The following is a 26,487-nucleotide window of genomic DNA, read 5'->3' as shown; positions in this document are numbered from 1 at the left end:
GCATTGTTAACGCCGCAAGAGCACTACTCAAGAGTCGAGGTCTGTTTTTGTTACAGAATCTTACGTTCGGCCTTCATATAGCCTTTGAACAGGACGTTTGTCCGTTCAAAGGCTTGAAGAGGTTGGCAGGTTTACGCTGTACCGCGATGCAGTGTGGCCAGAAACCCCGCCGCCCCTACGAACAGGCTGGCAAACGTACGGTTCAAGCGGCGCTGCTGTCGAGGCGTCTTGAGCATGCGCAGTACCTTCGACGCCAGCCCGGTGTAGCCCGCCATCACGATCAGATCGACCACAACCATGGTCGCCGCGATGATGACGTACTGGATGAGCAGCGGAGCAGCCGGTTCGATGAATTGCGGCAAAATCGCCAGCATGAAGATCAGGGCTTTGGGGTTGCTGATATTGACCAGAAAACCGCGGATCACCAGTGTCATCGGTTTGCCGACAGGGCGCACGGCAGACTCGTCGCCAAGGTCGGTAGGCAATGCACGCCATTGCTTGATGCCCAGATAGACCAAGTATGCCACGCCGAACCACTTGATCAACGTGAAGGCCATCTCGGAAGCTGCCAATACCGCGCCAAGCCCGGCAGCGACAATCGCGATTTGCGCCACCAGGGCAATTTGCAGCCCCAGGGCATTCCAGTAGCCGCGCAGAAAACCGTATTGCAGGCCGCAGGACATCGAGGCGATAGCGCCTGCGCCGGGGGAAAGGCTGATAATCCAGCAGGCCGCAAAGAAGCCCAGCCACGTTTCAAGCGCCATCACACACCTCAAGCAAAGTCGAATGCCCGATAAATTAGTGGTTAACGCTTTGCAAGGCTAACTATTTTTAATCCTGCTCGTCAGGCTGCTTCGCAACCACCATCTGTGGAAACAGATCACTGCCGCGCCAGCGCCGGACCGACTTCTGAAAGAATTGGCTGTTGGGCACCTGAACCAGCGCGCCACCGGCTTCCGGGGTCTCGATCAGGGTGGTGAACATCAGATTGATGGCGACCACGCGACCCTTTACGCCGGGCTTGTCCAGCGTATCAACCAGCTCGACCATGTCACCGATGCGGAACGGGCCGATGGTGAAGATCAAAATGGCGCAGAGCAGGTTCGACAGCACGCTCCACATCGCGAAGAATGCCACCGCCGCGACGGCGACAAAGCCGGACAGGGCCGTCCACAGCACCGTAGCCGATACCCCGAGCCGGCCGAGGACGAAGACGAAAGCGCTGCCCATGATCAACCAGCGCAAGCCGCCACGTACCGGCACCAGCAGCTCTGGCGGCAATGGGTAGCGCTCGCCCAGACCGGTCAGAAAACCGCCCACGATGCGCTGCAATACATAACCGGCCAACAGGATCAGCAGAATCTGCACACCGATCAGCAACGGTTCAAGCCAGTACGCGGATACCGGCAAGCCCAACATGTCCATCACTTCCCCGCCCCACTCACGACAATGCTTCCAGTTCGGCCTGCATGGATTCCAGCAGTTCCAGTGCCTGCATCCAGGCGTCTTCCAGCTCGGACTCACGTACCTTCAACTTTGCCTGCTCGGCCAGCAGGTCGCGCAGTTTGTCCTTGTTGGCCGCCTCGTAGTTGGTGCTGTCCGCCAGCGCTTCTTCGACCTTGGCGAGTTTTTCATTCACCAGCCCAAGGTCACGCTCCAGCTTGTCGGCTTCACGCTTGTGCGGTGCCAGTTGCTGACGCAAGGCCGCTGCCTGTTGACGCTGGGCTTTCTTGTCAGTCTTGTCGGCGTTGACTGGCGTGGTGCTGACCGGTGCGTTGCGCAGGCGGTAATCGGCCAGCCAGCGCGTGTAGTCATCCAGGTCGCCGTCGAACTCCTGTACGCGGCCGTCAGCCACCAGCAGGAAGTCATCGGTGGTGCTCTTGAGCAAGTGCCGATCGTGAGACACCACCAGTACCGCGCCACCGAACTCCTGCAAGGCCATGGTCAGCGCCAGGCGCATCTCCAGGTCCAGGTGGTTGGTCGGTTCATCGAGCAGCAACAGGTTGGGCTTTTCCCAGGCAATCAGCGCCAGCGCCAGACGCGCTTTCTCGCCACCGGAGAAATTCAGCACCGGCTCTTCCAGACGCGCGCCACGGAAATCGAAGCCACCGAGGAAGTCGCGCAGTGTCTGTTCACGTTCAGTCGGTGCCAGACGCTGCAAGTGCAGCAATGGCGTGGCCTTGGCATCCAGTGAGTCAAGCTGATGCTGGGCGAAGTAGCCGACGGTGAGGTTTTCACCTCGAACCAGTCGACCGCTCTGCGGCTCAAGCTCGCCAGCCAGATTTTTGATCAGCGTCGACTTGCCCGCTCCGTTGGGGCCCAGCAGGCCGATGCGCGCGCCCGGCGTGAGTTGCAGCTTGACCTTCTCCAGGATGGTCTTGTCGCCGTAACCCAGGCGCGCGTCTGACAGATCCAGCAACGGGCTGGAGATCTTGTCGGACTCACGGAAAACGAAGTTGAACGGCGAATCGACGTGCGCGGCGGACAGCTCTTCCATGCGCTCCAGTGCCTTGATCCGGCTCTGGGCCTGACGGGCCTTGGTGGCTTGAGCCTTGAAGCGCGCGATGTATTTTTCCATGTGCGCGCGTTGTACCTGCTGCTTCTCGTAGGCCTGTTGCTGCTGGGCCAGACGTTCGGCACGAGCGCGCTCGAAAGCGCTGTAGCCGCCACGATAAAGCGTGATCTTGCGTTGCTCGACATGGGCGATGTGATCGACCACAGCGTCCAGAAAATCCCGGTCGTGGGAAATCAGCAGCAAGGTGCCGGGGTAGCTCTTGAGCCAGTCTTCAAGCCAAAGAATGGCGTCGAGGTCCAAGTGGTTGGTCGGTTCGTCGAGCAGCAACAGGTCGGACGGGCACATCAGCGCCTGCGCGAGGTTCAGGCGCATACGCCAGCCGCCGGAGAAACTGCCGACCTGACGTTCCATCTGTTCGTTGGTGAAACCCAGCCCGGCCAGCAGCTTGCGCGCCCGCGCGTCTGCGGTGTAACCGTCGGCGCTGTCGAGCTCCGAATGCAGACGCGCCTGAGCCGCGCCGTCCTGCGCGGCTTCCGCTTCGGCCAGCAGACGCTGAACCTCGCGCAGGCGCTCGTCGCCGTCGAGCACGTAGTCCACGCCCAGGCGCTCAAGGGTGTCGACCTCCTGACGCATATGCGCGATACGCCAGTCGGCGGGCAGCAGGCAGTCACCGGCGTCGGGCGTCAGCTCGCCGCGCAGCAAGGCGAACAGGCTGGATTTACCGGCGCCATTGGCACCGATCAGGCCGGCTTTATGGCCGGCGTGCAGGGTCAGCTCGGCGTCTTCTAGCAGACGTTGCGGACCACGCTGTAAGGTAAGGCTTTGAAGTCGAATCATAATGGCGGCGGAGTCTACCAGCTTCGTCCTGAACAGGTGGATCACTATGCCTTCAGCGCTCTGGAGTTTCACCCTCGATTTCTATGCCCGTCCGGGCGTAGAGCAGGCTTGTCTGATGCTGCAAGCCAACGGGGCCAACGTGTGCATGGTGCTTTGCGGGGTCTGGCTTGGCACGCGCGACGTGGCGTGCAATGCGCAGCGATTAGCGCAAATAAGGCAATTGGCGACACCCTGGCACGATGAAGTGGTGCGTCCGCTGCGGGATTTGCGCAACCAATGGCGCAATGCAGCACTTGAGGACGCGGTGCTGATGACGTTGCGAATGAAGGTCAAGGCGCTGGAGCTGGAGGCTGAACAGAGTCTAATGCTGAGGCTTGAGGCACTGACTGGAGACTGGCCAGCGGGTGAGGCGAGAAATGCAGAGGAATGGCTGATCGAGCTCGCTGACGGAGAGGCAGAAAAAAACCGCGATGCGCTGCAGGTGCTGCGCATCGCGGTTGATCTTGCCGTCGACCAGACTTAGGAAGCGCTGGTTGGCGTTGCGCCATTCGCAGGTGTTGCCGGTGTTGCCGGTGTTGCAGCTGGCGCGGCAGGTGCAGGCGTCGTCGGCTTGGCAGCGGCAGCAGGTGCTGGCGTAGCCGGTTTGGCGGCGGCCGGCTTCGCTGCTGGCTTGGCCGCAGGTTTGGCGACAGGCTTGGCTGCTGCTTTCACAGGTGCCTTGACTGGTGCTTTGGTGGGAGCCTTCGCGGGCGCTTTCACCGGGGCTTTCGCCGCTGGTTTGGCTACCGGTGTTTTTGCTGCTGCTGGTTTGGCAGTGCTGCTTGCAGTCGTTTTGGCCACAGGTGCCTTGGCCGCAGCCGCTTTGGCGGCCGGCCTGGTGGCGGCAGGTTTAGCCGTGACCGGCTTGGCGGCGGCTGTTTTTGCCGCGGCAGGCTTGGCTGTTGCCGCTGCCCGGGTGGCAGGTTTGGCGGCAGCTTTGACCGGGGCCTTGGTTGCCGCAGGTTTGGCTGCAGGCTTGGCGACCGTCGAAGGCTTGGCAGCCGTTTTGGCGGCTGGTTTGGCAGCGGCCGCTTTCACTGCGGTTTTTGCAGGTGCTTTTGCTGTAGCGGCAGTCGCTGCTTTGGCGGCGGCTTTAGGGGCTGCAGGCTTGGCATTGCGAGTGGTCAGGATCTTGCCGACAGCCTCTTTCACGCGACCGATACCCTGGGCCAGCTTCAGGCTCTCCTGGGCATCGCGCTTGAGGTGCAGAATGTAGGTGCGGGTTTCGGTCTGGCGATCCTTGAGGGCATCGAGCAACTCTTCCAGCTCGGAAACGGCGTCTTTGGCCTTGGCCTGTGCCTTGGATTTTCCGGCGGTGGCAGCGTCCTGCAGTTTGATGCGGGAGTTGTGCAGTTTTTCCTGCGCCTTGCCGCGTTGTTTCTCAAGCTTGGCGAGCAGTTTCTCGGCATCAGCCAAGGCTTGGGAACAGGCGTCTTCCAGATGTTCAAGCAAGCTGCCCGATAATTGTTGGAGCAAATGCAACGGAGTATTTACTGGCTTCTTTTTGGCCGACATGACTTACCTCCTGGGTGACGAAATTGCGGCTCATACTAGGCTTCTGCGCGCATCGCCGCTAGCGCATCTTGACAGCATCCAGGGGGCGCTGTTGCATACTGCAAAAAATGATTGCCCGACACGATGCACAGGCATTGTGAAATTCACTTCGCAAGACTCGTCACTACACGCGCTGGCGCTGGCATAATCGCTGCCTTCCCAGGCCGGAGAGCATTAATGTCGCGCTACCTGTTAACGTCGTTGTTTCTCTTGCTACCCTTGGCTCAAGCTGCCGAAGCACCACCTGCGGCGGCCGATGATGGTCACGATCTCGCATACAGCCTGGGTGCAAGCCTTGGTGAACGCTTGCATCAGGAAGTCCCTGACCTTGACCTCAAGGCACTTGTCGACGGTCTGAAACAGGCTTATCAGGGCAAGCCGCTGGCACTCAAGCAGGAACGTATCGACCAGGTCCTGCGTGAGCATGACGCCGCAATCGCGCAGGCCGAGACCGCAGGCACAGACGCGCCTACCGAGGCAGCCCTGAAGGCCGAGCGCACGTTCATGGACAGCGAGAAGGCCAAGCCGGGTGTGAAGGTATTGGCTGACGGGATTCTCATGACCGAGCTGACACCCGGCACGGGCCCCAAACCTGATGCCAATGGCAGGGTTGAAGTACGCTATGTGGGGCGCTTGCCGGACGGCACGATCTTCGATCAGAGCACACAGCCGCAATGGTTCCGGCTAGACAGCGTGATCAGCGGCTGGACCAGCGCATTGCAGACGATGCCGACCGGTGCGAAGTGGCGACTGGTGATTCCTTCGGATCAAGCCTACGGCGCCGAGGGCGCTGGCGACCTTATCGATCCGTTCACTCCGCTGGTATTTGAAATCGAGCTGATTGCCGTTTCACAGTAAGCGGATGTAAATCAGGAATTCAGAAATGCGAAAGGGTGCAAAAGCACCCTTGGCGTTTGTAGCCTCTGCACGCGAGCGGTTACACCTGCGCGGCGATCTCTTCCTTGTGGGAGTTATGCAGCACTTCAATCAGGCAGTCTTCCAGCTCGAAACGCTCGTGCAGCAGTTGCCCAAGCTGGTTGAATTCCTTGGCCACCACCGTAGCGTCGGAGCAGTCGCCCTTGTCGCAACGATCATTGAACGTCAACGCAAACTTGGTAATGACGTCCAGACGCGGGTAGATCGTGTCAGCCAGCTCAAGCCCACGCTCGTCGTTGAACGCGCGGGCTTCATCACCCAGCTGTTCATAAACCTCAAAGTGGCCGGCCGAGACGTAATCGACAAGAACTCCACAGAAGTTCTGCAGGCCTTCACGGTCGGCTGCCAAGGCTTGGGGCGTGTCACCCAGCGCATCGTAGGCTTCGACCAGTTCGAGACGGCTTTGAAGCCAGCGATCAATCAGCTTATTGACTCCGCCCCAGCGTTCCTGAGCATTCTGACAACTTTCCAGCATGGTCTTCTCTCTTCCCTTCAGGGGCATGCAGTCCTGGGCCGGTCCTGGCTGTTAGCCTGGACCTGGCCTGATAGATGCGTCAGGACAGCATATTTCCAGTGACGCGTGCGGGCCAGATTATGCCCGCTCGACAAGGCCTTCAAGGTACGCAGGAGATAAAGTTCATACAAGTGTTTAATACTCGCCCCGATCTCTGGTCGCCAGCCAGTGGCTGAACTCGCTGAAAAGAGGATACAGCGGTAACAGCGCAAGGCCGGTAAATGCCAGCAGACTCCACTCCGGCAGGCTTATACCGAACAGGGTCCAGGTGATTTCCGCGCAAAACATTGCATCGCTTCGCAGCCGGTCAATGCACATGTCCAGTGAGAGCAGGCTTAACACATGCTCCAGTCTGGTAATGAAAGGTATCAATTGATCTGCCGAGGCGGTTTGCAGCCATACCTGAGCACCTGCCGTCACAAACCCTGTCAGGGCGATCATTAGAAAGCCCAGGCTGTAGCGCCGCATGCCTGCCGGGCCGGGAGCGTGGCAGGCCGTGCACAATGCCAGCACACCGCAGATGATGATTACAACGCGTTGTACCAGGCAGAGGACGCAAGGGTCGAGGCCGAAGGTTTGCTGCAGATAAAAGGCGGCGCCAATGATTGATGCACAGGCCAGCGATGCCAGGAAAAACAGGAAGCGTGTGCGAGCCAGATACATGGCAAATCCGTAACAAAGGACGAGGCGATTACGGTAGAGGAAAGGGTGCGGCGCATTCAAGGTGGCGGCGTGCGGATACGTCGCTGTTTACCTAGGACAACAAACACACTGCCGCGTGGTTCTTTTACATATCGGCGTAGGAAGATTCTCACGCACTGATTTCTGCAGGTCGTCGAGATAGCATGGAGAGCCCTCGCACGGGGCTCTCCGGCAGCTTTATGCCTTGGTCAGCGTAGGCACAGGGCGCGACAGAAAGCGCTCGTCGAGCAGGCCGAGGCCTTCCTGAAAAAGCGTATTGCTGCGATCTGTCTCACCCAGCTGGGCCAGCAGACGAGCCAGCTCTGCGCAGGTCTCGGGATTGCGTTCCAGACGCAGGCTGCTCTCCAGATAATCCCGCGCCTTGCCCCACAACCGGCCTTGCAGGCAGATACGCCCCAGGCTCAGCAACAGGCTTGGATCGGCAGGATGATGCTTGAGCCAGCCTTCTGCCGTTTGCAGTTGCTTCAGCGGATCGCTACCGCGCACCAGGCCATACAGACGCGCCAGATGGCTGTTGTATTCGCGCTTGAGGGCGCTACGCAGCACTTCTTCAGCCTGAGCTTCGGCACCAAGACGACGCAGTTGATCGGCATACGCCAGCACCAGTTGCGGCTCCTGACGTTGTGCGGAGCCGAGTCCTTGCCAGGCACTTTCCAGCGAAGGCAGCCCGGTGGGTGAGCCTTCAATGCCATCGCGGTAGGCCGCCAGGGTCAGGTTCTCGCCCCAGGCGCGGCGCTCTAGCTCGGCAAGCTCCTTGGCTGGCAGGACCTTGTCTTTGCGCAGTTCCGGCATCAGGCGGACAACATCGGACCAGTCGCCACGTTGTTGATACAGACGCTGCAACTGGCGAAGCACCTGAGGGTTATGTGGATGACGCTCTTTCATTGCCAGCAGCGTGGTGAGCGCACCTTCGGTGTCGCCACGATCCTGTTGCAGTTGAGCGTGATTCAGGGCAATTGCCAGCTCGGCTTGCGGTTGACGCTCCAGCGCACGCTCCAGCAAGGCATCGCAGTCTTCGTAACGGCCCTGCTCATTGGCCGCGCGGGCGGCGCCAATGTAGTAAAGCAATGGATGGGCATCGGCTTCGGCCGCCCGTTGCAGATGACGTTGTGCGCTGGCCCAGCGTCCCTCGGCAAGGTCCATCTGGCCATGCTCGATAGCCAGTTGCACACGGCGACGGCGGTTACGACGCGACCATGGGTTGACCACGCGGCCTGACGTCGTCAGCAGCGTGATGACCAGCCTCAGAAGGGCGATTACCAGCAGAACTGCGACGAGCAGCGCCAGCGTCGCCCACAGGCTCGATTCATAGCGGAAGTTCTGATAGGCGATCAGCACGTAGCCGGAATGCTCGGCGATGGCGACACCAATCAGCGCCGCAGCGGCAATAGCGATGAATAACAGCACATAAAAGCGCTTCATCGGCTGGTCCCCTGTTGCGCCTCGGCTGGCTGGCCCGCGGCATGACGGCGTTCAAGGTAGGCCTGCACCGAGCTAAGGCTCTGCGCCAGATCAGGGGTCTTGACCGATACGGGCTGTATGGCCAGAGTCTCAAGCCCTTGGCCGAGCACTTTGCTCTGTGGGTCGTCCTGATCGAAGTTGGCCTTCAGAACGCTCTGCGCTTCGGTAATGGCCTTGGTGTAGACCTGCGGCTCGCCGTTGAGCGCCGCCCACTGCGCCTGCTCCAGCGCCAGGCTCAGGGCCAGACGCACTTGGGAAAGACTTTGGCCCGCCAATACCGGGCGGATATCCTTGTCGGCGTTGAAATCGATACGGAAGTAATGGGAAATTTCGTCCCACCATTGCGTCCACCGGCTTTGTTCAGTCTTGTCGGCGGTCAGTCCCAGAAGAGACTCGCCCTTGTCTTCGTATTCAGGTGCCAGCTTGTTCAACTGCACAGCCTGCTCACGCAGGGCGGCCAGTTGCAGGAACAGTCCGGTGCGGTCTGGCTGTTCGACGCTGCGCAAGGCGGCAAGGCTCTTGGCCAGTTGCTCGCGGGCCGCAAAGGAGCCGGGATCGTCCTGCTCACGCAGAATTTCGTCGGCCCCCTGAACCAGCGCCTGAGCACTGTTTATGTCCTGCAGCGCTGAAAGACGCAGGCTGGCCAGACGCAGCAAATGCTCTGCCTCGGCCAGGCGCCAGTCCTTGCGGCTCGCACCCAGCACGGTTTCGAGTCGCTGGCTGAGGCGCTGCTGATCGCCCTGCAATTGCGCGACCAGACGTCTGCTGTCTGCCAACTGATCGGCAGGCGGGAATTGCGCGAGGCGTGCGCTTAGTTGCTGATCATTCTGAGCCAGTACCAGCGTCTGCTCGGCGATATCTTCAACCTGGCCGCGCTGCTGCTGGTGGCCGGCTTGCAGCATGCGCAGTTGCCAGACCCCCCAGCCTGCGACCGCGACACCAGCGATACCGAGCAGCAAGGCCAGGAATACCAGGCCACTGCTGCGGCTGCCGGTGCGCTCGGCACGTACTGAGTCAGGCTTGGGTGCAGGCGTTTTCAACACCGATTCTTCGTCTTTAGGCAAGGCTGTTTCGCTCACGTATCCCATCCTTTGCATTTTGGCGTAATAGCGTAAACGACAAGTGTCGATCATTACGCCTTGACGGCAGGCTGAGGTTGATCCCGCAACGCTGCCAGCAATGCCGTGGCGCTGGCGCCACGACAATCAATAACGGTCCGGGCTCCAGCTGCCTGCGCAATGCTGGCAACCCGGGGGCTTGGTACGAACAGTGGCAAATCGGCCAGGTCCGGCCATGAATCACCCGCCAGCTGAAGCAAATGTTCAAAACCCTGCCCACTGCTGACCACCAGCCCGTTCAAGCGTTCCACCGCAACACGTTGCGGCACGGCGTCGGGGGCATGCTGCGGCAGGTAGCGACGATACAACGGCAGGTAATCAACTCCCACCCCCAACTCGCGCAATTGCTCGGCCAACAGTTCGCGTCCTTCGTCACCGCGCATGATCAGCACACGGCTTCCCGGTACGGCAATCGCCTGTTTCAGGCGCGGCAGCGCAAGCAAGGCTTCGCTGTCATCGCCCTGCTCCGGCCAGCTCGCATCGAGCCCGTAGTCGATCAGTATCTGCCCGGTTGCTGAACCCACACTGAACCAGGGTTGCATGGGTGGCTGCGGCCATATTTCGTCGATCAGCTCGATGGCCAGCCGCGCCGCAGGTTTGCTGACCACGATCACTGCACAATAATTGAGCAGCTCGAAAATGATCGAACGCTGTGCAGGCGTCAAGGGCAATGGCTCTGTCTCGAGCAAAGGCAGGCTGCTGCTGAAGATACCGGCCTCGGCCAGAACCCTGGCCAGCGCTGCCGACTCTTCGGCCGGGCGGGTCAGCAGCAGGCGCCAGCCATTCATTCGTTATTGGCCTCGCCATACACCGCTTTCAGAATCTCGGCGGCGCCCTGCTCCAGCAGCGCTTCGGCCACCTGCACACCCAGTGCCTGGGCGGATGTCTGGGGCGCCCGGGCATCTGCATGCAGCAACACGCTGCCGGACGGATCACCCACCAGGCCGCGCAACCAGACGTCATCGCCTTCCAGCACGGCGTAACAGGCGATAGGCACCTGGCAGCCGCCGTTGAGGTGCTTGTTCAGCGAGCGTTCGGCAATCACGCGCACGGCGGTATCTTCGTGGTGCAGCGGAGCGAGCAAGGCATGAATTTCGGCATCAACGCTGCGGCATTCGATACCCACCGCGCCCTGGCCACCCGCTGGCAGGCTGTCGTCAACGCTGATTGCCGAGGTGATACGATTTTCAAAGCCCAGGCGGATCAGGCCCGCAGCGGCAAGAATGATGGCGTCGTACTCACCGGCATCGAGCTTGGCCAGGCGCGTATTGACGTTGCCACGCAGGAAGCGGATCTGCAGATCGGGACGACGCGCCAGTAATTGCGCCTGACGGCGCAGGCTGGAGGTGCCAACGATGCTGCCGGCTGGCAGTTCGTCCAGGCTGGCAAAGGTGTTGGACACGAACGCATCGCGCGGGTCTTCGCGCTCGCAGATGCAGAACAGGCCCAGGCCTTGTGGAAAATCCATCGGCACGTCTTTCATCGAATGCACGGCGATGTCGGCGTTGTTTTCCAGGAGCGCGGTTTCCAGCTCCTTGACGAACAGCCCTTTGCCACCGATTTTCGACAGCGGGGAGTCGAGCAGTTTGTCGCCACGGCTGACCATGGGCACCAGTGTCACGAGCAGGCCGGGATGAGCCTGTTCAAGACGGGCCTTTACGTATTCTGCCTGCCAGAGTGCCAGCGCACTTTTGCGCGTGGCGATGCGGATTTCGCGAGAGGACATTGAACAATCCGTACTGAATGAATGCGACGGATAATAACAGCTCAGTCAGGGCGGCTTCAGCGCAGACTGAAAACTTGCATCAGCCCACTGACTTCGATCACCGAACCGGCCAGTGGCTGAGGGGTGCAGAAAGGTGGCCCGCAGACAAACCGGAGAACACACAGATCTGAAAACCCGACCAGTTCCGTGACTCGGTTTTGATGCCCAGGCTCCAGAGCGGGGAGCTCTAGAGCTGCTGCATCATCTTGCGTACACCGGCTACATGGCGGCGACTGACGATCAACGCATCGCCATTAAGCCCTCTGAGAAACAGCTGGAAATGCCCCAGCGGCGTGCGCTGCAACCGTTCTATGCGCTCGCGGGCCACCAGCGCATTGCGGTGAATGCGCACGAAACGATCACCGAACTCGTCTTCCAGTGCTTTCAGCGGTTCGTCCAGCAGCACTTCGCCGCCCTCGTGACGCAAGGTCACGTATTTGTGATCGGCGATAAAGTAGATCACCTGATCCAGGGGAATCAGCTCGATGCCTTTGCGGGTACGCGCGCTGATGTGGCTGCGTGGCCCCGATCCGCTTTCGGCTGCCGGACGGGTCAGCGCCGCCAGTTGCACGCGGTTTGGCCGCTCGGCTTTCCTCAATGCTTCGACGAGGTGCTCGGAACGCACAGGCTTGACCAGATAGCCGACTGCACTGACCTGAAAAGCTTCCAGGGCGAATTCATCGTGGGCAGTGCAAAACACCACTGCAGGTGGCGCTTCCCGCTCGCACAGGCGCGCTGCAACCTGCAGGCCATCGAGACCCGGCATGCGGATATCGAGCAGCACTACGTCCGGTTTGTGGGTTTCGATCAGCGCCAAGGCTTCTTCGCCATTGGACGCGCTGGGTTCCAGTACTCGATAACCCTCGATTTCATTGACCATGCGGCTCAATCGCTCGCGGGCCAGGGGTTCGTCATCAACGATCAGGACATTCATATAGCTCTGGCTTCCTGCGTGAGTCTCGCACAAGGATAGCGTAGACAGGTGTAGTGACGACCGTCACGGCGCTCCACGCTCAGACTGGCATGCGGGCCAAAAAGTGCCGCAATTCGTGCGCCTATATTCGTCAGAGCCTGCTGAGTACCGTTGGAAGTCTGCCGATTGGCAACTTCTTCATAGGGATTGCTGACGCTCAATATGAACTCTCCCCCTTCATAGTTCGCTTCGACCGTTACAACGCCCCCTTCGACCCGCGGAGCAATGCCATAAATCAAAGCGTTTTCAAGTAATGGCTGCAAGGTTAGCTGGGGGATTGGCAAGTCATCGGGAATTGCACTCACCCTCCAGTCCAACTGTAGACGCTCGCCAAGACGATATTGCTCAATCGATAAATATCGTTTTGCCAATGCCAGCTCCTCACCCCATGTCACGAGGCTGCCCGGCTTGGCCAGACTGGCACGAAAAAGGTCCGAAAGATCGAGCACCGCCTGCTCGGCCTTGACTGGGTTGCTGGCCACCAGACTGGCGATACTGTTGAGTGTATTGAAGAGGAAGTGCGGGCGGATGCGCGCCTGCAGCGATTCGATCCTGGCGCGCAGCTCGCCCTGTTGCTGCTTGCGCCACTGACTCTGCAGATAGAAGTAACGCAGCATCAGGGCGGACATGATCAGGGCAATCGTCGAGTAGCGTAGATAACGCTCGACCATGCCGCTGACCGAAATTCGCCCGGTAAGCTGACAGACGTCGGTGACGGCTGTGCACAGCAGCGTCAGGCCGACCACCAGCAGGCAACTGAGCATGCCCGCCAGCCCCGGCGTCAATCGCGCCAGCCAGGGGCGCAACCCGCACAGGAGCGCTGCCGACAGCAGCACGATCCATTGCACGAACAGCGACATCAGCGCCAGACGTACCCAGTCGAAGCCGTTACGCATCGGTTCAACCAGCACCAAAACCAGCACCAGCAGCTCCGCCAGAACGACAAGCACCAGCAATGCCTGCGGCAGGCACAGTTCAGGGAGGAAAAAGTCTTTGCCGGGCGCAGGCCGGGCATCGTGTTTCACAGGTTCGATTCGCATGCCTCCAGTCTCTGCCCTGGCCTCGTCAGCGGCAAGCTGCCCGGGGATAAAAATGCATCAACCCTGTTATCATCGCAATCGCCCTTGTGCCAGGTAACGGGCACGCCACTTTCTGTTAGCAACGAGCGAATCCATGAGCACCGACAAGACCAATCAGTCCTGGGGCGGCCGCTTCAGTGAACCCGTCGACGCGTTTGTCGCGCGTTTCACTGCCTCCGTCACCTTCGATCAACGTCTGTATCGCCACGACATCATGGGCTCCATCGCCCACGCCACGATGCTGGCCAAGGTGGGCGTTCTGACCGACGCCGAGCGTGACACCATCGTTGACGGCCTGAACACCATCCAGGCCGAGATCGAGGCTGGCCAGTTCGACTGGCGCGTCGATCTGGAAGACGTGCACATGAACATTGAAGCACGCCTGACCGATCGCATCGGTATCACCGGCAAGAAGCTGCACACCGGTCGCAGCCGCAACGATCAGGTCGCCACCGATATCCGTCTGTGGCTGCGCGACGAAATCGACCTGATCCTCAGCGAAATCACACGTCTGCAGCAAGGCCTGCTGGGCCAGGCCGAGCGTGAAGCTGAAACCATCATGCCCGGTTTCACCCATTTGCAGACCGCCCAGCCCGTTACATTCGGTCACCATATGCTGGCCTGGTTCGAAATGCTCAGCCGCGACTACGAGCGTCTGGTCGACTGCCGCAAGCGTCTCAACCGCATGCCTCTGGGCAGCGCTGCGCTGGCAGGCACCACCTACCCGATCGACCGCGAACTGACCTGCACACTGCTGGGCTTTGAGGTGGTGGGCGGCAACTCGCTGGACGGCGTATCGGATCGCGACTTCGCCATCGAATTCTGCTCGGCTGCATCCATCGCAATGATGCACCTGTCGCGCTTTTCGGAAGAGCTGGTGCTCTGGACCAGTGCGCAGTTCCAGTTCATTGATCTGCCAGATCGCTTCTGCACCGGCAGCTCGATCATGCCGCAAAAGAAGAACCCCGATGTTCCTGAACTGGTTCGCGGCAAGAGCGGCCGTGTTTTCGGTGCCCTGATGGGCCTGCTGACCCTGATGAAAGGCCAGCCTCTGGCCTACAACAAGGACAATCAGGAAGACAAGGAACCGCTGTTCGACGCCGCCGATACGCTGCGTGATTCGTTGCGTGCGTTCGCCGACATGATCCCTGCGATCAAGCCCAAGCACGCGATGATGCGTGAAGCAGCGCTGCGCGGCTTCTCGACCGCCACCGATCTGGCCGACTATCTGGTCCGCCGTGGTCTGCCGTTCCGTGACTGCCATGAGATCGTCGGTCACGCGGTGAAATACGGTGTGGAAACCGGCAAGGACCTGGCAGAGATGAGCCTGGAAGAGCTGCGTCAGTTCAGCAACCAGATCGAACAGGACGTCTTCGCCGTGCTGACCCTGGAAGGCTCGGTCAACGCCCGTAACCACATCGGCGGCACCGCACCCGAACAGGTCCGCGCCGCCGTGGTCCGCGGTCAGGAACTGCTGGCCGGGCGCTGAGTACCCCGCACTCACCCCGCCTGATCATCGTTCCCATGCTCCGCGTGGGAATGCCTTCCTGGACGCTCTGCGTCCGATCCTGAAGGTGCGCCGCGGCCCGTGTGTGACGCGGAGCGTCACGAACTGCATGCCAACGCGGAGCATTGGCACGATAGTGATCTCAAGGTTTCATCGTTCCCATGCTCCGCGTGGGAGTGCCGTTCTGGATGCTCCGCGTCCGATCCTGAGCGTGCGTAGCGCAACGGATATGTGACGCAGAGCGTCACGACCTGCATGCCAACGCGGAGCATTGGCACGATATTCATCTCAAGGTTTCATCGTTCCCATGCTCCGCGTGGGAATGCCGTTCTGGACGCTCCGCGTCCTACCCTGAATGTGCGCCGCGGCCAGGATGTTTGACGCATAGCGTCACGACCTGCATGCCAACGCAGAGCATTGGCACGATAGTGTTCTCAAGGTTTTCATCGTTCCCATGCTACGCGTGGGAATGCCTTCCTGGACGCTCTGCGTCCGATCCTGAAGGTGCGCCGCGGCCCGTGTGTGACGCGGAGCGTCACGAACTGCATGCCAACGCGGAGCATTGGCACGATAGTGTTCTCAAGGTTTTCATCGTTCCCATGCTCCGCGTGGGAATGCCTTTCTGGACGCTCTGCGTCCGATTCTGAAGGTGCGCCGCGGCCCGTGTGTGACGCGGAGCGTCACGAACTGCATACCAACGCGGAGCATTGGCACGATAGTGTTCCTCCGGGCACCTATCGTTCCTACAACTCTTTCAGCACCTGCCGATTTCCCTCCAGCGCACCCCGCCGTTATCATCCCCGCTTCTTGTGTGGGGACTTATCCGATGCTCAATGGCCTGTGGCTTGGTTTTTTTGTCGTGGCGACGATTTCCGCGCTGGTGCAGTGGCTGGTGGGCGGCAACGCCGGCATTTTTGCGGCGATGGTCGAAAGTATATTCGCCATGGCCAAGCTGTCGGTCGAGGTCATGGTACTGCTGTTTGGCACACTGACGCTGTGGCTGGGCTTTTTGCGCATCGCCGAGAAGGCGGGCATCGTCGATTGGCTGGCCAAGGTTCTCGGCCCGCTGTTTCTGCGTCTGATGCCGGAAGTGCCGCCCGGCCACCCGGCACTGGGGCTGATTACCCTCAACTTCGCTGCCAATGCGCTGGGGCTCGACAACGCCGCCACGCCTATCGGCCTGAAGGCCATGCGTTCACTGCAGGAGCTCAACCCGAGCAAGACCGCCGCCAGTAATGCGCAGATCCTGTTTCTGGTGCTCAATGCCTCCTCGCTGACGCTGCTGCCGGTGACTATCTTCATGTACCGCGCCCAGCAGGGTGCTCCCGATCCTACCCTGGTATTTCTGCCAATTCTGCTGGCCACCAGCGTCTCGACCATCGTCGGCCTGCTGTCGGTCGCGTTCATGCAGCGTCTGCGTCTGTGGGACCCGGTGGTGCTCGCTTACCTGATCCCCGGCGCCCTGCTACTGGGTGCTTTCATGGCTTTTCTCGGCACACTGTCGGCGGCTGCGCTGGCGGGCCTGTCGTCCATTCTGGGCAACCTCACGCTGTTTGGCCTGATCATGATGTTTCTGATCATCGGCTCGTTGCGCAAAGTGCTGGTCTATGAGGCCTTTGTCGAAGGTGCGAAGGAAGGCTTCGACGTCGCCAAGAGCCTGTTGCCTTATCTGGTCGCCATGCTTTGTGCAGTGGGTGTGCTGCGCGCATCCGGCGCGCTGGACTTTGGCCTGGAAGGCATTCGGCATGTGGTGCAGTGGCTGGGGCTGGATACACGCTTCGTCGATGCGTTGCCGACCGCGATGGTCAAACCCTTCTCCGGCAGCGCCGCGCGGGCACTGTTGATCGAAACCATGCAGACCCAGGGCGTCGACAGCTTCGCAGCATTGGCCGCCGCAACGATTCAGGGCAGCACCGAAACCACGTTCTACGTGCTCGCGGTGTACTTCGGCGCCGTGGGCATTCAGCGCGCTCGCCACGCGGTGGGTTGCGCACTGCTGGCCGAGTTTGCCGGTGTGGTGGCTGCGACCTTCGTCTGCTACTGGTTCTTCGGCGCGACCGCTTCCTGACGGCTCACTGCGCCGGAGCCTGCGGTGCAGATTTTGCAGGTGCCGGCTCGGCAGGCGCTGCCTCCTGCTGTTCCTGCTTCGGCTGATCGGCGGGCGCAGACTCAGGTGTGGCTTCTTCAGCCGAGTCGCCGCCCGGTTTGAGCTTGATTAACCGGCCGGTAGGTCGCTTCACAGCCGGTTGATCGTTGTCGGTCACCACAAAGCGCAGCACGCCGATCATCTGGCCGTCCTCGGTCAGCACCCTCACCTGCCAGCGCCCTGCCACGTCCTGCGGGAAGTTCTGCTTGCGTGTCCAGGCGCGATAGCCTTCCTTGCGTCCACCGTGAATGTCCAGCGCAATCCGGTCCATCTCTTCGCCTTCATGCCACCACACATGATAGATACGCTCATCCAGACCGCGCGGCGCATTGATTGCGGTATACGCATACAGGCCGCCGTTGCGCAGCTGTTTGGCGCTGATCAGCGAAATACTGTCGCCCGGTGTGCGGTTCTTGTTATCGAAGTCCGGGCTGACCGCCACTTCGGTCAACCAGAGCGTCGCAGGCGGCACCCAGGAGCGCAGCAGCCAGCCCGCTGCGCCAATGGCCAGGATCATCGCGATCACGGCCAGCGCACTGCGCCAGGTATTCAGTGAGAAACTCGACATCAGGCTCGGGGCCGACAGCAGCATTGCCACGCCCAGCGCCAGTTTGTAGCTCTCGGCGGTGGTCAGGTGCAGGATGATCGGCAGTGCCGTCAGCAGCGCGGCGAACAGGGTCAGGGTGTGCAGCGTCATGAACAGCCAGCGTCTCGGTGCCAGCCATTTGTAATACAGCGGATCAATGATCGAGATCAGTCCAGCTGCGCCCAGCGCCGCCGTGAAGATGGCCTGGCCGCTGTTCCAGGTGGTAGTGATGAAAAAGAACGGCAACACGAAAAACAGGCTTTCCTGATGGATCATCTGCGTGCCGTAACGCAGCAAGCCCTGCGGAATTTCGCGGCCCAAGGCCTTGTTGAGCAGGCCGACCATCGTGTTTTCGATCATCAGCCACAGCCAACTGATCAGCAACACCACGGCGATCCAGGTTGCCAGCCCTGCCTGGCGGTCGACCAGGATGAAACTGGCGATACCTGAAACAAAACCAAACGCCGCAATGAGCCCCGGATAGCGCTGCATCAAGTTGAGCACAGGCGTCACATAGCGGTTCACGTCAAACATTCGGGGGTTCACTCGGTTCTGTTCATACAAAAACCGCGCAGCGTAACAAGCGCAGCGCGCAGCCAACACCACCAATGCAGTTCGGCGTCAGGATTCTATTTGTTGCGTACACGCCAGCGCCACACGGCCAACAAGGCTATCAGGCCCAGCACTCCGCCAATCAGCCAGTACAGGCCGTCATAACTGAACAGAGGTTTTTCAATTCGCATGTAGCCCGGCTGGGCGAGCAGCTGGCGCATGGCCTGACTGGCTGTCTCCAGCTTCACCGTCTTGATGCGTTTGGCTGGGTCATCGAAGCGCCCGTTTTCGTAATCATTGAGCGCGCTCCAATAATAGTCGGCCAGCGCACTATTGCCCTGTGTGGCCCACGATTGCCGGTCGATGGCGAGCTGTTGCAACCGCGCAAATGTAGCGGGCTGCATGCCTTCTTTTTGCAGGCGCTCGACCATACTGCGGATGTCCCGCTCGGCTTCATCGGCATCGTCCCGCTCGACATCGGCGTTCAGGCTCAAAAAACCGACATCGCCGAACACTTCCCGCTCGGCAGAAGGGCCGTACGACAAACTGTGTTTCAGACGCAGCTCGGTGTAGAGCGTCCAGTCAAGATAGGCTTTGACCAGTTCCCAGGTTTCGTCGTGCTGGTCGTCGAGCTGTGGCTCGGGGTAGATCAGGTGCAGCTTGGCACTCTCGCCCAGCCCGCCGCGCTCAAGCTCGCGTCGCTGCTCGGCTGAACCCGTGCTTTGCGCCAGCGGTGGGTGATCTATCGGGTCGGTGGGTGCCAGTTTGCCGTAAGTGCGCTCCAGATAGGCCGGCAGCAGCTTGTCCAGATCGCCAACCACGATCAGCGTCATGTTATTGGGCGCGTACCAGTTGGCGAATACATCTTCGATATGGCCAAGCTTGATGTCATCCACTTCAGGTCGTTCGGCGCATTTGAGGCCCAGCTCCACCGCCAGTTGGCTGCTGGCGCTGCGCCCTGAGTCACGCCGGTCAAGCAGGCGCTGCAAGTGTGAAAAGTGTCCACCGTCCTCGCGCTCTACAACGCGTTTGACGCCGTCCAGTCGTGCCTGGCTGAGCTCGGTTCTGGTCATGATCTCCAGCAGCAGGTCGAGCACCTTGCGCTGGTTTCGTGCGGGCGCTTCAATCACGAAGGTGGTATCGGCATTACTGGTGAATGCGTTCCACTCGCCACCCAGTGCCTGCATGCGCTCTTCCAGACCGCCTTCACCGCTGTCATCAACCCCGCTGAACAGAAGATGTTCCAGCAGATGCGGCAGCTCCTTGTCCTGACAGGGGAAGTCATCGAAACCGATACCTACTACCAGCCGGATGGCGACGTGACCTTTTTCGGAACCGGGCTTGAGAAGGACTTGCAAACCATTGGGCAGCAGATAGCCCTCGACCTGAAGGCGGTCAAGGGCAAACGAAGGGAGTGAACCGAGGAGCAGACAAGCGAACAGCAGGCAACGCATAAAACAGCTTTCCTGGCGGGCCGGTATGTTTAACAGACTTCACCTCGGCCCTTACGTTCATAGTGATCGTTCGGGCCCGCTCTCGCTCGACAAGGCCCCGGTGTCGGCCGTTTCCAGTACCACATAAGCGCTGCTGCAAAACAGCGAGTTCAGGCGTTTCATGTCGGCAATCAGTTCCAGGTGCAGAGAACTGGTCTCGATACTCTGCACAACCTTCTGCCGCAGGCGGCTGACGTGAGCATGCGCCAGGCGGCGTTCCTGGGCCCGGAAACGGCGTTTTTCACGCAGTAACTGACGCGCGCTTTCCTCGTCACCGCTGAGGAAAACCGAGAGCCCCAGACGCAGGTTCGACTGCAACTGGATATGCAGATCGGCGAGCTCTTCCAGGCCGACTTCCGAGAATGAGCGGCGGTGCGAGGTCTTCTGCTGCTGGATCTTGCGCAGCATGCGTTCGATCAGGCCACTGGCCAGTTCCAGATTGATGGTCAGCTCGATGATCTCGGCCCAGCGACGGTTATCGTGCTCGCCAAGGTCTTCACGCGGCATCTGCGCAAGGTAAAGCTTGATCGCGCTGTAGAGCACTTCCACGTCATCGTTGAGACTTCGCACTTCCTGAGTGACCGCCGTCTGCGTGCCGCGCAGCACCGCGAGCATCGAGCCCAGCATGCTCTCGATCAAATCGCCCATGCGCAGGGTTTCGCGCACCGCGTTGGCCAGTGCCAGGCTGGGCGTCGACAATGCGGTCAGGTCCAGATGGCGAGGTTTGGCCAGGCCACCGACCTCGTTCTGTTGAGGCAGCAAGGCCGCGCACAACCGCGCCATCGGGCCAACGGTAGGCAGCATGATCAGGCAGCGCAACGTGTTGTAGATCAGGTGAAAGCCGATCACCAACTCCTGCGGACGAAAGCCCAGCGTGTCGATCCAGGCAACCAGCGGGTCGAGCACCGGAATGATCAGCAACAGGCCGAACAGTTTGTACAGCAGGCTGCCCAACGCGACTTGCCGGCCAGCGACGTTCTGCATGCTGGTGCTGAGAAACGCCAGCAGACCACTGCCGATATTCGCACCGATCACCAGGCCGATCGCCACAGGCAAGCCAATGACTTCCGTGCCCGCCAGTGTGGCCGTCAGCAGAACCGCCGCCAGGCTGGAATAGGAGATCAGCGCAAACATGGCACCGACCAGCGCATCCAGCAAGAGGTCGCCGGTCAACGAGGCAAACAGTACCTTGACGCCGGCCGCTTGGGTGATCGGTGCAGCCGCTGCGACGATCAATTGCAGCGCCAGCACGATCAGGCCCAGACCGATGCCAACCCGCCCCAACTGACCCGCACGGGTCTGCTTGCGCGACAGAAAGAACACTACACCAAGGAAAATCAGCAACGGCGACAGCCACGACAGATCGAACGTCAGCACGCGGGACATCAATGCCGTGCCGACATCGGCGCCGAGCATGATTACCAGCGCCGGTGTCAGCGCCATCAGCCCCTGGCCGACAAATGAGGTCACCAGCATGGCAGTGGCGTTGCTGCTCTGCACCATGGCTGTCACCAGAATGCCGGCGATGAACGCCAGTGGTCGCCTGGACATGTTCTGGCTGAGTAAACGACGAAGTTGTGCACCGTAAACACGAAGGATGCCAGTGCGCACGATATGCGTGCCCCAGATCAGCAGGGCGACGGCAGATAGCAAATCGAGCAGGGTCAGCATGCTGAAAGCCCCCTGAGGTTTGCCCGTTCAGGCGATGAATTGAAAGATGCGCATGTAGCGAGCGGGGAAAGGGTGTAACGCTCTACTAAGCTTTTAGTCGGCTATTGGCCTTGGCGCCAGCATCGCACAGGGTGGGATTCATTGAAATAAAAGTGTCATAAATCCGCACCGAAAACGCAAGACCGAACGCGGAGCGTCCAGAACGGCATGCAACGCGGAGCATCGCACGATGGCTGAAAACGTCGGCACGACAGTTGGGATTATCGTTCCGCACGCTCCAGCGTGGGAATGCCTTTCGTGGCGCTCTGCGTCATGGATTTACCCCACACCGCTTATTCACGAGAGGACGCAGAGCGTCCAGAACGGCATACCCACGCGGAGCATGGGTGCGATAGTCGTGCGGCTTCCAGCAGCCATCAACGGAACCGGTCAACCTCGTTACGCAGTTCAGTCGCCAACCCATTCAACTCCTGAGCGGTCACCGCCAGGTTGGACATCACCTGGCGCTGTTCGCTGTTGGCCATGGCGATGCTTTGCAGGTTGCTGCTGAGCATGGTGGCGGTGCTGCTTTGTTCCTGGGTGGCGGTGGTGATGGCGGCGAACTGGTGACCGGCCGAGCGGCTTTGTTCGTCGATCTGGGCCAGTGCCGAGGCCACTTTGGCGTTGAGCGACAGGCCTTCCTGCATCAGCGTATTGCCCTGTTGCATGGTGCTGATGGCGTTACCGGTTTCCTGCTGGATGCTGGCAATCATGCCGGAGATCTCGTCCGTCGCTTCACGGGTACGCGAGGCCAGGCTGCGCACTTCATCAGCCACCACGGCAAACCCACGGCCTTGTTCTCCGGCACGTGCGGCCTCGATGGCGGCGTTGAGCGCCAGCAGGTTGGTCTGGTCGGCAATCGAAGTAATTACCCCGACAATGCTGCCGATCTCCTGCGAGCGCTGGCCCAGTGTGTCGATAACCGTTGCCGTGCTGTTCAGCGAGGTTGCGATCTGTTGCAGCGATGAAGACGCCTCGTCCATCGAGGTACGACCAATGCGCGTCTGCTGGGCATTTTCCTGTGCCAGTCGTTCGGTATTGCCCATGTTGTCGGCGATGTTCATCGACGTGGCGCTGAACTCTTCGACCGCACCGGCCATGCTGGTGATCTCGCCGGACTGTTGCTCCATGCCCTCGAACGCGCCACCGGACAGGCCGGACAATGCGTGGGCGCGAGTGCTGACTTCCTGCGCCGCGGTGCGGATATGCGACACCATTGATGACAGCGCTTCGCTCATCTTGTTGAAGCTGCCCGACAGCTGCCCGATCTCGTCGTTGCTGGTCACATTGAGGCGGACGCTCAGGTCGCCCGCACCCAATGCATCGGCCTGGCGTACCAGTTCGGACAATGGACGCAGTTTGCTGCGCAGCAGCCAGATCGCGCTGATCACTGCGATCAGCATGGCCAGCACACTGCCGATGGCCAGCTGGGTGCCGACGTTCCAGGTCACTTCACTGATTTCGTCACGCGGCATGCTGGCAATGACCGTCCAGGGGCCACCGGCGAACGGCTGGCCAACGCTGTAGTAGTCGTCATCGCCGTCATCCCAGAACTGCGCCTTGCCCGGCTTGCTGGCCAGGTCGGCAACGGACTTCGCTGCACCGTCCAGAGATTTGACGCCCGCCGGCGGAACCAGCCAGGTGCCTTTCTCGTCCAGCAGCGCCAGCGAGCCGGTAGAACCGATACGGAAGCTCTTGAGGTTATCGAACTGGGTTTTCTGTGCGTCGGTGTAATCGAAGCCCACAAACAGCGCCGCAATGATCTTGCCGCTGCTGTCGCGAACCGGGCTGTACTGAGTCATGTAATAGCGATCAAACAACACCGCTTTGCCCACATAGCTCTGACCGGCGATCAAACGCTCGTAGGCTGCGCCCTTGCGATCCAGCACGGTGCCGATGGCGCGCGTGCCATCCTGTTTGCTCAGAGAAGTGCTGATACGAACAAAGTCGTCGCCGCTGCGCACGAAAATCGTCGCCACGCCCGCGGTCATCGAGCGGAAATCATCAACCTCGGTAAAGTTGTTGTTCAGTACGGTATCACGCAGGAACAGGCCTGGCGTGGAAGTGCCCGCCACTGTGACCGGTTTATCGGGTTGCAGGCTCAGGCCCCCTGCAAAGCGCTTTTCGAACAGACCACTGAGGCGCTGAGTGCTGTCGCGCAGTGTGCTGTGGAACGTGCTCAACTGGTCGGCGAGCAATCTGGCTTCGCTCGACATGTGCTCTTCGCGAATGACCAGGTTGGACGCGTCCAGAGACCTTAACGCGAACAAGGTGCTGCCGCTGATAACTACAGCCAGGATCACGGCCAGAGCAATACCGAGTTGCGAGGCAATTCGGGTACGGGGCTTGGACATAGAGACTCCATGCCGAATGATTGGAGTTGCCTGATCCGTGGCTTACCATTCAGCGAACAAATTAGTGAGTGTTTTACGCCGCCTGAACAGACAGTCGTTAAGCAGTGCTTCGGCCACCAGAGTTGTTACTTGAGTAACGGTCGAGACATTAATCAGTGATGGCAGTTCAATACTAAACTAATTTTTAATGCAGTACTTCAACTAACGGCAACTCCATAGCGCTGACCTCCGCCTTTAGAAAATCGCTCAGGCGTCGCAACCGCTCTGCGCCGGGCCTTGTGCGCGGCCAGACCAGATAATAATTTTCTCCGCTGAATACCGCCGTACGCCATGGCAGGCTCAGGCGAGCTTGCGCCACGTCCTCGGCGACCATAAGCAAGTCGCCCATCGACACGCCGTAACCGCGTGCCGCCGCGATCATTCCCAGCTCAAGCGTATCGAACACCTGCCCGCCTTTGAGCGACACCTGATCGGCCAGCCCCATGCGGTTCAGCCAGGTGCGCCAGTCACGCCGGTCAGGGGTGGGATGCAGCAACTCGGCCTTGGCCAGCCGCTTCACGTCCCATGGCGGGTCCTTCAACAACGTAGGTGCGCCCACGGGAATCAACAGCTCCGGGAACAGCAAAGTGGCTTCCCAGTCCGAGGGGAAATGCCCGTGGCTGAGCAAAATCGCGCAGTCGAAAGGCTCCAGAGTAAAGTCCACGGCATCGATATCCATCCAGGCGCTGGTCAGCTGCACCTCGTTGCCTACTTGCAGATGACGGAAGCGACTGAGGCGCGCCAGCAACCAGCGCATGGTCAGCGTCGACGGCGCTTTCATGCGCAGAATGCCTTCGTCAGTCTGCAAGGTGCTGCACGCTCGCTCCAGGGCCAGAAAACCATCGCGCACGCCGGGCAGCAACGCTCGCGCCGATTCGGTCAGTTGCAAGTTGCGCCCGTTGCGCTGAAACAAACGACAGGCAAAGTGCTCTTCCAGCGTGCGGATGTGACGGCTTACTGCACTTTGCGTGATCGAAAGCTCCTCGGCCGCTCGCGTGAACGAGGTATGCCGCGCCGCAGCTTCAAACGCCCTTAGTGCATAAAGAGGGGGGAGACTGCGAGGCATATGGCGCTTCCTGCTGGCGGTGAGTGGCTACTTTACTGCAAATCGCTTCAGATGAGTTTTACTCATGCAGCGCATCAGGTTTATCGTTTTGTGCTTGCGCGTCCAACCGCCCAGAATAGGCCCTCATCCGAACTCCGCCGTAGAGCACCGCCCACATGCAGCCCGCACTTAAAGAACTCTGGATCATCCTGCGCCTTGCCGGGCCGCTGATTGCATCGCAGATGGCGCACATGCTGATGGTGTTCACCGACACGGTGATGATGGGCAAGATCGGACCGGAGGCGCTGGCAGGCGGTGGCCTGGGTGCGGCCACGTACAGCTTCGTTTCGTTCTTTTGTGTGGGCGTGATGGCTGCGGTGGGCACGCTGGTCGCGATTCGCCATGGCGCTGGTGATACCGAAGGTGCGACGCGCCTGACCCAGGCCGGTCTGTGGCTGGCGTGGGGCATGGCGCTGGTTGCCGCGCTGCTGCTGTGGAACCTCGAGCCCATCCTGTTGCAGTTCGGTCAGGCCGAAGCCAACGTGCATATGGCTGCCCAGTTTCTGATCACCCTGCCCTTTGCCCTGCCTGGCTTGCTCAGCTTCATGGCATTGCGCGGCTTCACCAGCGCCCTCGGGCGTGCGGGGCCGGTCATGACCATCAGTCTGGCCGGTGCGGCCGCAAACTTCGCGCTCAATTACGCGATGATTCATCAATGGTTCGGGCTGCCGAATCTGGGGCTGATGGGCATTGGGCTGGTGACCGCGATTGTGACCAACTGCATGGCCTTGGCGCTGGCACTGCATATCAAGCGCCATCCGGCCTATTCGGCGTACCCGATCAGCAAGGGGCTGTCGAAGCTGTCGCGCAGCCACCTGACAGAACTGTGGCGCCTCGGCCTGCCGATTGGCGGCACGTATGCGGTGGAAGTCGGCCTGTTCACCTTCGCAGCGTTCTGCATGGGCGCGATGGGCAGTACGCAAATGGCCGCGCACCAGATCGCCTTGCAGACAGTGTCCATGGCGTTCATGGTTCCTGTGGGGATGTCCTATGCGGTGACCATGCGTATCGGCCAGCATTATGGCGCGGGCAACCTGTTGATGGTGCGCATGGCTGGCCGGCTGGGCATCGGTTTTGGCGGCTGCGTGATGCTGATGTTCGGGTTGCTGTTCTGGCTGGCGCCGAATCGGGTCATCGGTCTGTTTCTGGATATCAATGACCCGGCCTTTGCCGAGATTGTCGTGCTGGCCGCAAAACTGCTGGCCATTGCAGCCTTGTTCGAATTCTTCGACGGTACTCAGACGATTGCGATGGGGGCGATTCGCGGGCTCAAGGATGCGCGCACCACGTTCCTGATCGGTCTGGGCTGTTACTGGCTGATTGCCGCGCCTGCCGCATGGTTGCTCGGCTTTTCTACCGATGCCGGCGCTTCAGGCGTCTGGTGGGGGCTGGCGCTGGGGCTGTTCTGCTCGGCAGTGACGCTGACCTATGCGTTTGAGTGGAAGACGGCTCGTCTGTTGCGCCGGGAGGCAGCCGGGTTGGCGGTGCCGGCCTGATCCGGC

22 protein-coding genes are annotated in these 26,487 nt (G+C 60.4%); 5 read left to right on the top strand and 17 right to left on the bottom strand.

The genetic code is table 11. The features are described 5' to 3' along the window. Positions 1-131: 131 nt before the first annotated feature. The 3 genes from RGM3321_RS21820 to abc-f form a co-directional block, all read right to left on the bottom strand. On the bottom strand, positions 132-764 hold the full coding sequence (locus tag RGM3321_RS21820; protein WP_058409844.1) for a LysE family transporter: 633 nt from the start codon (positions 762-764) through the stop codon (positions 132-134). Positions 765-831: 67 nt separating this feature from the next. Further along, the gene (locus RGM3321_RS21815; RefSeq protein WP_058402450.1) at positions 832-1,425 is read right to left on the bottom strand and encodes a mechanosensitive ion channel family protein; all 594 of its coding nucleotides are present in this window, start codon (positions 1,423-1,425) and stop codon (positions 832-834) included. Positions 1,426-1,441: 16 nt separating this feature from the next. Further along, positions 1,442-3,352 (bottom strand): ribosomal protection-like ABC-F family protein, encoded by a 1,911-nt coding sequence (abc-f, locus tag RGM3321_RS21810; RefSeq protein ID WP_244394793.1) that lies wholly within the window; start codon positions 3,350-3,352, stop codon positions 1,442-1,444. 46 nt (positions 3,353-3,398) lie between these two features. On the opposite strand from abc-f, the gene RGM3321_RS21805 reads away from it, so the two are divergent. Beyond that, on the top strand, positions 3,399-3,875 hold the full coding sequence (locus tag RGM3321_RS21805) for a TIGR02444 family protein (RefSeq protein ID WP_244394792.1): 477 nt from the start codon (positions 3,399-3,401) through the stop codon (positions 3,873-3,875). On the opposite strand, the gene RGM3321_RS21800 is transcribed toward RGM3321_RS21805, so the two are convergent. Further along, entirely contained in the window at positions 3,872-4,906 is a 1,035-nt protein-coding gene (locus RGM3321_RS21800; RefSeq protein WP_244394791.1) for an AlgP family protein, read from the bottom strand. The two genes, RGM3321_RS21805 and RGM3321_RS21800, sit on opposite strands and share 4 nt — an antisense overlap. Before the next feature lie 216 nt (positions 4,907-5,122). Here RGM3321_RS21800 and RGM3321_RS21795 point away from each other — a divergent pair, with 216 nt between their 5' ends. Continuing rightward, positions 5,123-5,803 (top strand): FKBP-type peptidyl-prolyl cis-trans isomerase, encoded by a 681-nt coding sequence (locus tag RGM3321_RS21795; protein ID WP_002551367.1) that lies wholly within the window; start codon positions 5,123-5,125, stop codon positions 5,801-5,803. Between the two features lie 79 nt (positions 5,804-5,882). Here the strand turns inward: RGM3321_RS21795 and RGM3321_RS21790 are convergent, their stop codons facing one another. The 8 genes from RGM3321_RS21790 to RGM3321_RS21755 form a co-directional block, all read right to left on the bottom strand. Beyond that, positions 5,883-6,356 (bottom strand): Rsd/AlgQ family anti-sigma factor, encoded by a 474-nt coding sequence (locus RGM3321_RS21790; RefSeq protein ID WP_002551368.1) that lies wholly within the window; start codon positions 6,354-6,356, stop codon positions 5,883-5,885. 174 nt (positions 6,357-6,530) lie between these two features. Next, the gene (locus RGM3321_RS21785; protein ID WP_244394790.1) at positions 6,531-7,058 is read right to left on the bottom strand and encodes a disulfide bond formation protein B; all 528 of its coding nucleotides are present in this window, start codon (positions 7,056-7,058) and stop codon (positions 6,531-6,533) included. A gap of 216 nt (positions 7,059-7,274) precedes the next feature. Next, positions 7,275-8,519 carry a heme biosynthesis protein HemY gene (locus RGM3321_RS21780; RefSeq protein WP_057403654.1) on the bottom strand — a complete coding sequence of 415 codons (1,245 nt, stop codon included), beginning with the start codon at positions 8,517-8,519 and terminating at the stop codon, positions 7,275-7,277. After that, on the bottom strand, positions 8,516-9,637 hold the full coding sequence (locus RGM3321_RS21775; RefSeq protein ID WP_244394789.1) for a uroporphyrinogen-III C-methyltransferase: 1,122 nt from the start codon (positions 9,635-9,637) through the stop codon (positions 8,516-8,518). The genes RGM3321_RS21780 and RGM3321_RS21775 overlap by 4 nt, the downstream gene beginning before the upstream one ends. 53 nt (positions 9,638-9,690) lie before the next feature. Next, a complete protein-coding gene (locus RGM3321_RS21770; protein WP_244394788.1) occupies positions 9,691-10,464 on the bottom strand; it encodes a uroporphyrinogen-III synthase in 774 nt (257 codons plus the stop codon). Next, a complete protein-coding gene (hemC, locus tag RGM3321_RS21765; RefSeq protein ID WP_244394787.1) occupies positions 10,461-11,402 on the bottom strand; it encodes a hydroxymethylbilane synthase in 942 nt (313 codons plus the stop codon). The genes RGM3321_RS21770 and hemC overlap by 4 nt, the downstream gene beginning before the upstream one ends. A 226-nt stretch (positions 11,403-11,628) precedes the next feature. After that, the gene (locus RGM3321_RS21760; protein ID WP_002551374.1) at positions 11,629-12,375 is read right to left on the bottom strand and encodes a LytTR family DNA-binding domain-containing protein; all 747 of its coding nucleotides are present in this window, start codon (positions 12,373-12,375) and stop codon (positions 11,629-11,631) included. Next, positions 12,372-13,454 carry a sensor histidine kinase gene (locus tag RGM3321_RS21755; protein WP_244394786.1) on the bottom strand — a complete coding sequence of 361 codons (1,083 nt, stop codon included), beginning with the start codon at positions 13,452-13,454 and terminating at the stop codon, positions 12,372-12,374. Before RGM3321_RS21755 ends, RGM3321_RS21760 begins: the two co-directional genes overlap by 4 nt. Before the next feature lie 133 nt (positions 13,455-13,587). Here RGM3321_RS21755 and argH point away from each other — a divergent pair, with 133 nt between their 5' ends. Beyond that, on the top strand, positions 13,588-14,982 hold the full coding sequence (argH, locus tag RGM3321_RS21750) for an argininosuccinate lyase (RefSeq protein WP_024641407.1): 1,395 nt from the start codon (positions 13,588-13,590) through the stop codon (positions 14,980-14,982). An 844-nt stretch (positions 14,983-15,826) separates the two neighbouring features. Next, complete coding sequence (locus RGM3321_RS21745) at positions 15,827-17,068, top strand: spore maturation protein (RefSeq protein ID WP_244394785.1); 1,242 nt, start codon at positions 15,827-15,829, stop codon at positions 17,066-17,068. A 4-nt stretch (positions 17,069-17,072) separates the two neighbouring features. On the opposite strand, the gene RGM3321_RS21740 is transcribed toward RGM3321_RS21745, so the two are convergent. The 5 genes from RGM3321_RS21740 to RGM3321_RS21720 all read right to left on the bottom strand — a co-directional run bounded on the left by RGM3321_RS21740 (position 17,073) and on the right by RGM3321_RS21720 (position 24,946). Next, on the bottom strand, positions 17,073-18,266 hold the full coding sequence (locus RGM3321_RS21740) for a DUF5924 family protein (RefSeq protein ID WP_244394784.1): 1,194 nt from the start codon (positions 18,264-18,266) through the stop codon (positions 17,073-17,075). Between the two features lie 95 nt (positions 18,267-18,361). Beyond that, positions 18,362-19,738 carry a pitrilysin family protein gene (locus RGM3321_RS21735; RefSeq protein ID WP_244394783.1) on the bottom strand — a complete coding sequence of 459 codons (1,377 nt, stop codon included), beginning with the start codon at positions 19,736-19,738 and terminating at the stop codon, positions 18,362-18,364. Between the two features lie 57 nt (positions 19,739-19,795). Further along, the gene (locus RGM3321_RS21730) at positions 19,796-21,448 is read right to left on the bottom strand and encodes a Na/Pi cotransporter family protein (RefSeq protein ID WP_244394782.1); all 1,653 of its coding nucleotides are present in this window, start codon (positions 21,446-21,448) and stop codon (positions 19,796-19,798) included. 416 nt (positions 21,449-21,864) lie between these two features. Then, positions 21,865-23,841: a methyl-accepting chemotaxis protein gene (locus RGM3321_RS21725; protein ID WP_244394781.1), complete on the bottom strand. Its 1,977-nt coding sequence runs from the start codon at positions 23,839-23,841 to the stop codon at positions 21,865-21,867. A gap of 184 nt (positions 23,842-24,025) precedes the next feature. Further along, positions 24,026-24,946: a LysR substrate-binding domain-containing protein gene (locus tag RGM3321_RS21720; RefSeq protein WP_244394780.1), complete on the bottom strand. Its 921-nt coding sequence runs from the start codon at positions 24,944-24,946 to the stop codon at positions 24,026-24,028. 155 nt (positions 24,947-25,101) lie between these two features. Between RGM3321_RS21720 and RGM3321_RS21715 the strand changes: the two genes are divergently transcribed. Continuing rightward, positions 25,102-26,481 carry a NorM family multidrug efflux MATE transporter gene (locus tag RGM3321_RS21715; protein ID WP_244394779.1) on the top strand — a complete coding sequence of 460 codons (1,380 nt, stop codon included), beginning with the start codon at positions 25,102-25,104 and terminating at the stop codon, positions 26,479-26,481. Positions 26,482-26,487 lie beyond the last annotated feature (6 nt).

This window comes from Pseudomonas sp. RGM 3321, assembly GCF_022836805.1.
Lineage (GTDB): Bacteria > Pseudomonadota > Gammaproteobacteria > Pseudomonadales > Pseudomonadaceae > Aquipseudomonas.
This window is presented reverse-complemented; position numbering and strand designations above follow the sequence as displayed.

Excerpts from the sequence above, each read along its gene's own strand:
- RGM3321_RS21820 (WP_058409844.1), bottom strand. The coding sequence starts at position 764 with ATGGCGCTTGAAACGTGGCTGGGCTTCTTTGCGGCCTGCTGGATTATC.
- RGM3321_RS21815 (WP_058402450.1), bottom strand. The coding sequence starts at position 1,425 with ATGGACATGTTGGGCTTGCCGGTATCCGCGTACTGGCTTGAACCGTTG.
- abc-f (WP_244394793.1), bottom strand. The coding sequence starts at position 3,352 with ATGATTCGACTTCAAAGCCTTACCTTACAGCGTGGTCCGCAACGTCTG.
- RGM3321_RS21805 (WP_244394792.1), top strand. The coding sequence starts at position 3,399 with ATGCCTTCAGCGCTCTGGAGTTTCACCCTCGATTTCTATGCCCGTCCG.
- RGM3321_RS21800 (WP_244394791.1), bottom strand. The coding sequence starts at position 4,906 with ATGTCGGCCAAAAAGAAGCCAGTAAATACTCCGTTGCATTTGCTCCAA.
- RGM3321_RS21795 (WP_002551367.1), top strand. The coding sequence starts at position 5,123 with ATGTCGCGCTACCTGTTAACGTCGTTGTTTCTCTTGCTACCCTTGGCT.
- RGM3321_RS21790 (WP_002551368.1), bottom strand. The coding sequence starts at position 6,356 with ATGCTGGAAAGTTGTCAGAATGCTCAGGAACGCTGGGGCGGAGTCAAT.
- RGM3321_RS21785 (WP_244394790.1), bottom strand. The coding sequence starts at position 7,058 with ATGTATCTGGCTCGCACACGCTTCCTGTTTTTCCTGGCATCGCTGGCC.
- RGM3321_RS21780 (WP_057403654.1), bottom strand. The coding sequence starts at position 8,519 with ATGAAGCGCTTTTATGTGCTGTTATTCATCGCTATTGCCGCTGCGGCG.
- RGM3321_RS21770 (WP_244394788.1), bottom strand. The coding sequence starts at position 10,464 with ATGAATGGCTGGCGCCTGCTGCTGACCCGCCCGGCCGAAGAGTCGGCA.
- hemC (WP_244394787.1), bottom strand. The coding sequence starts at position 11,402 with ATGTCCTCTCGCGAAATCCGCATCGCCACGCGCAAAAGTGCGCTGGCA.
- RGM3321_RS21760 (WP_002551374.1), bottom strand. The coding sequence starts at position 12,375 with ATGAATGTCCTGATCGTTGATGACGAACCCCTGGCCCGCGAGCGATTG.
- RGM3321_RS21755 (WP_244394786.1), bottom strand. The coding sequence starts at position 13,454 with ATGCGAATCGAACCTGTGAAACACGATGCCCGGCCTGCGCCCGGCAAA.
- argH (WP_024641407.1), top strand. The coding sequence starts at position 13,588 with ATGAGCACCGACAAGACCAATCAGTCCTGGGGCGGCCGCTTCAGTGAA.
- RGM3321_RS21745 (WP_244394785.1), top strand. The coding sequence starts at position 15,827 with ATGCTCAATGGCCTGTGGCTTGGTTTTTTTGTCGTGGCGACGATTTCC.
- RGM3321_RS21740 (WP_244394784.1), bottom strand. The coding sequence starts at position 18,266 with ATGTTTGACGTGAACCGCTATGTGACGCCTGTGCTCAACTTGATGCAG.
- RGM3321_RS21735 (WP_244394783.1), bottom strand. The coding sequence starts at position 19,738 with ATGCGTTGCCTGCTGTTCGCTTGTCTGCTCCTCGGTTCACTCCCTTCG.
- RGM3321_RS21730 (WP_244394782.1), bottom strand. The coding sequence starts at position 21,448 with ATGCTGACCCTGCTCGATTTGCTATCTGCCGTCGCCCTGCTGATCTGG.
- RGM3321_RS21725 (WP_244394781.1), bottom strand. The coding sequence starts at position 23,841 with ATGTCCAAGCCCCGTACCCGAATTGCCTCGCAACTCGGTATTGCTCTG.
- RGM3321_RS21720 (WP_244394780.1), bottom strand. The coding sequence starts at position 24,946 with ATGCCTCGCAGTCTCCCCCCTCTTTATGCACTAAGGGCGTTTGAAGCT.
- RGM3321_RS21715 (WP_244394779.1), top strand. The coding sequence starts at position 25,102 with ATGCAGCCCGCACTTAAAGAACTCTGGATCATCCTGCGCCTTGCCGGG.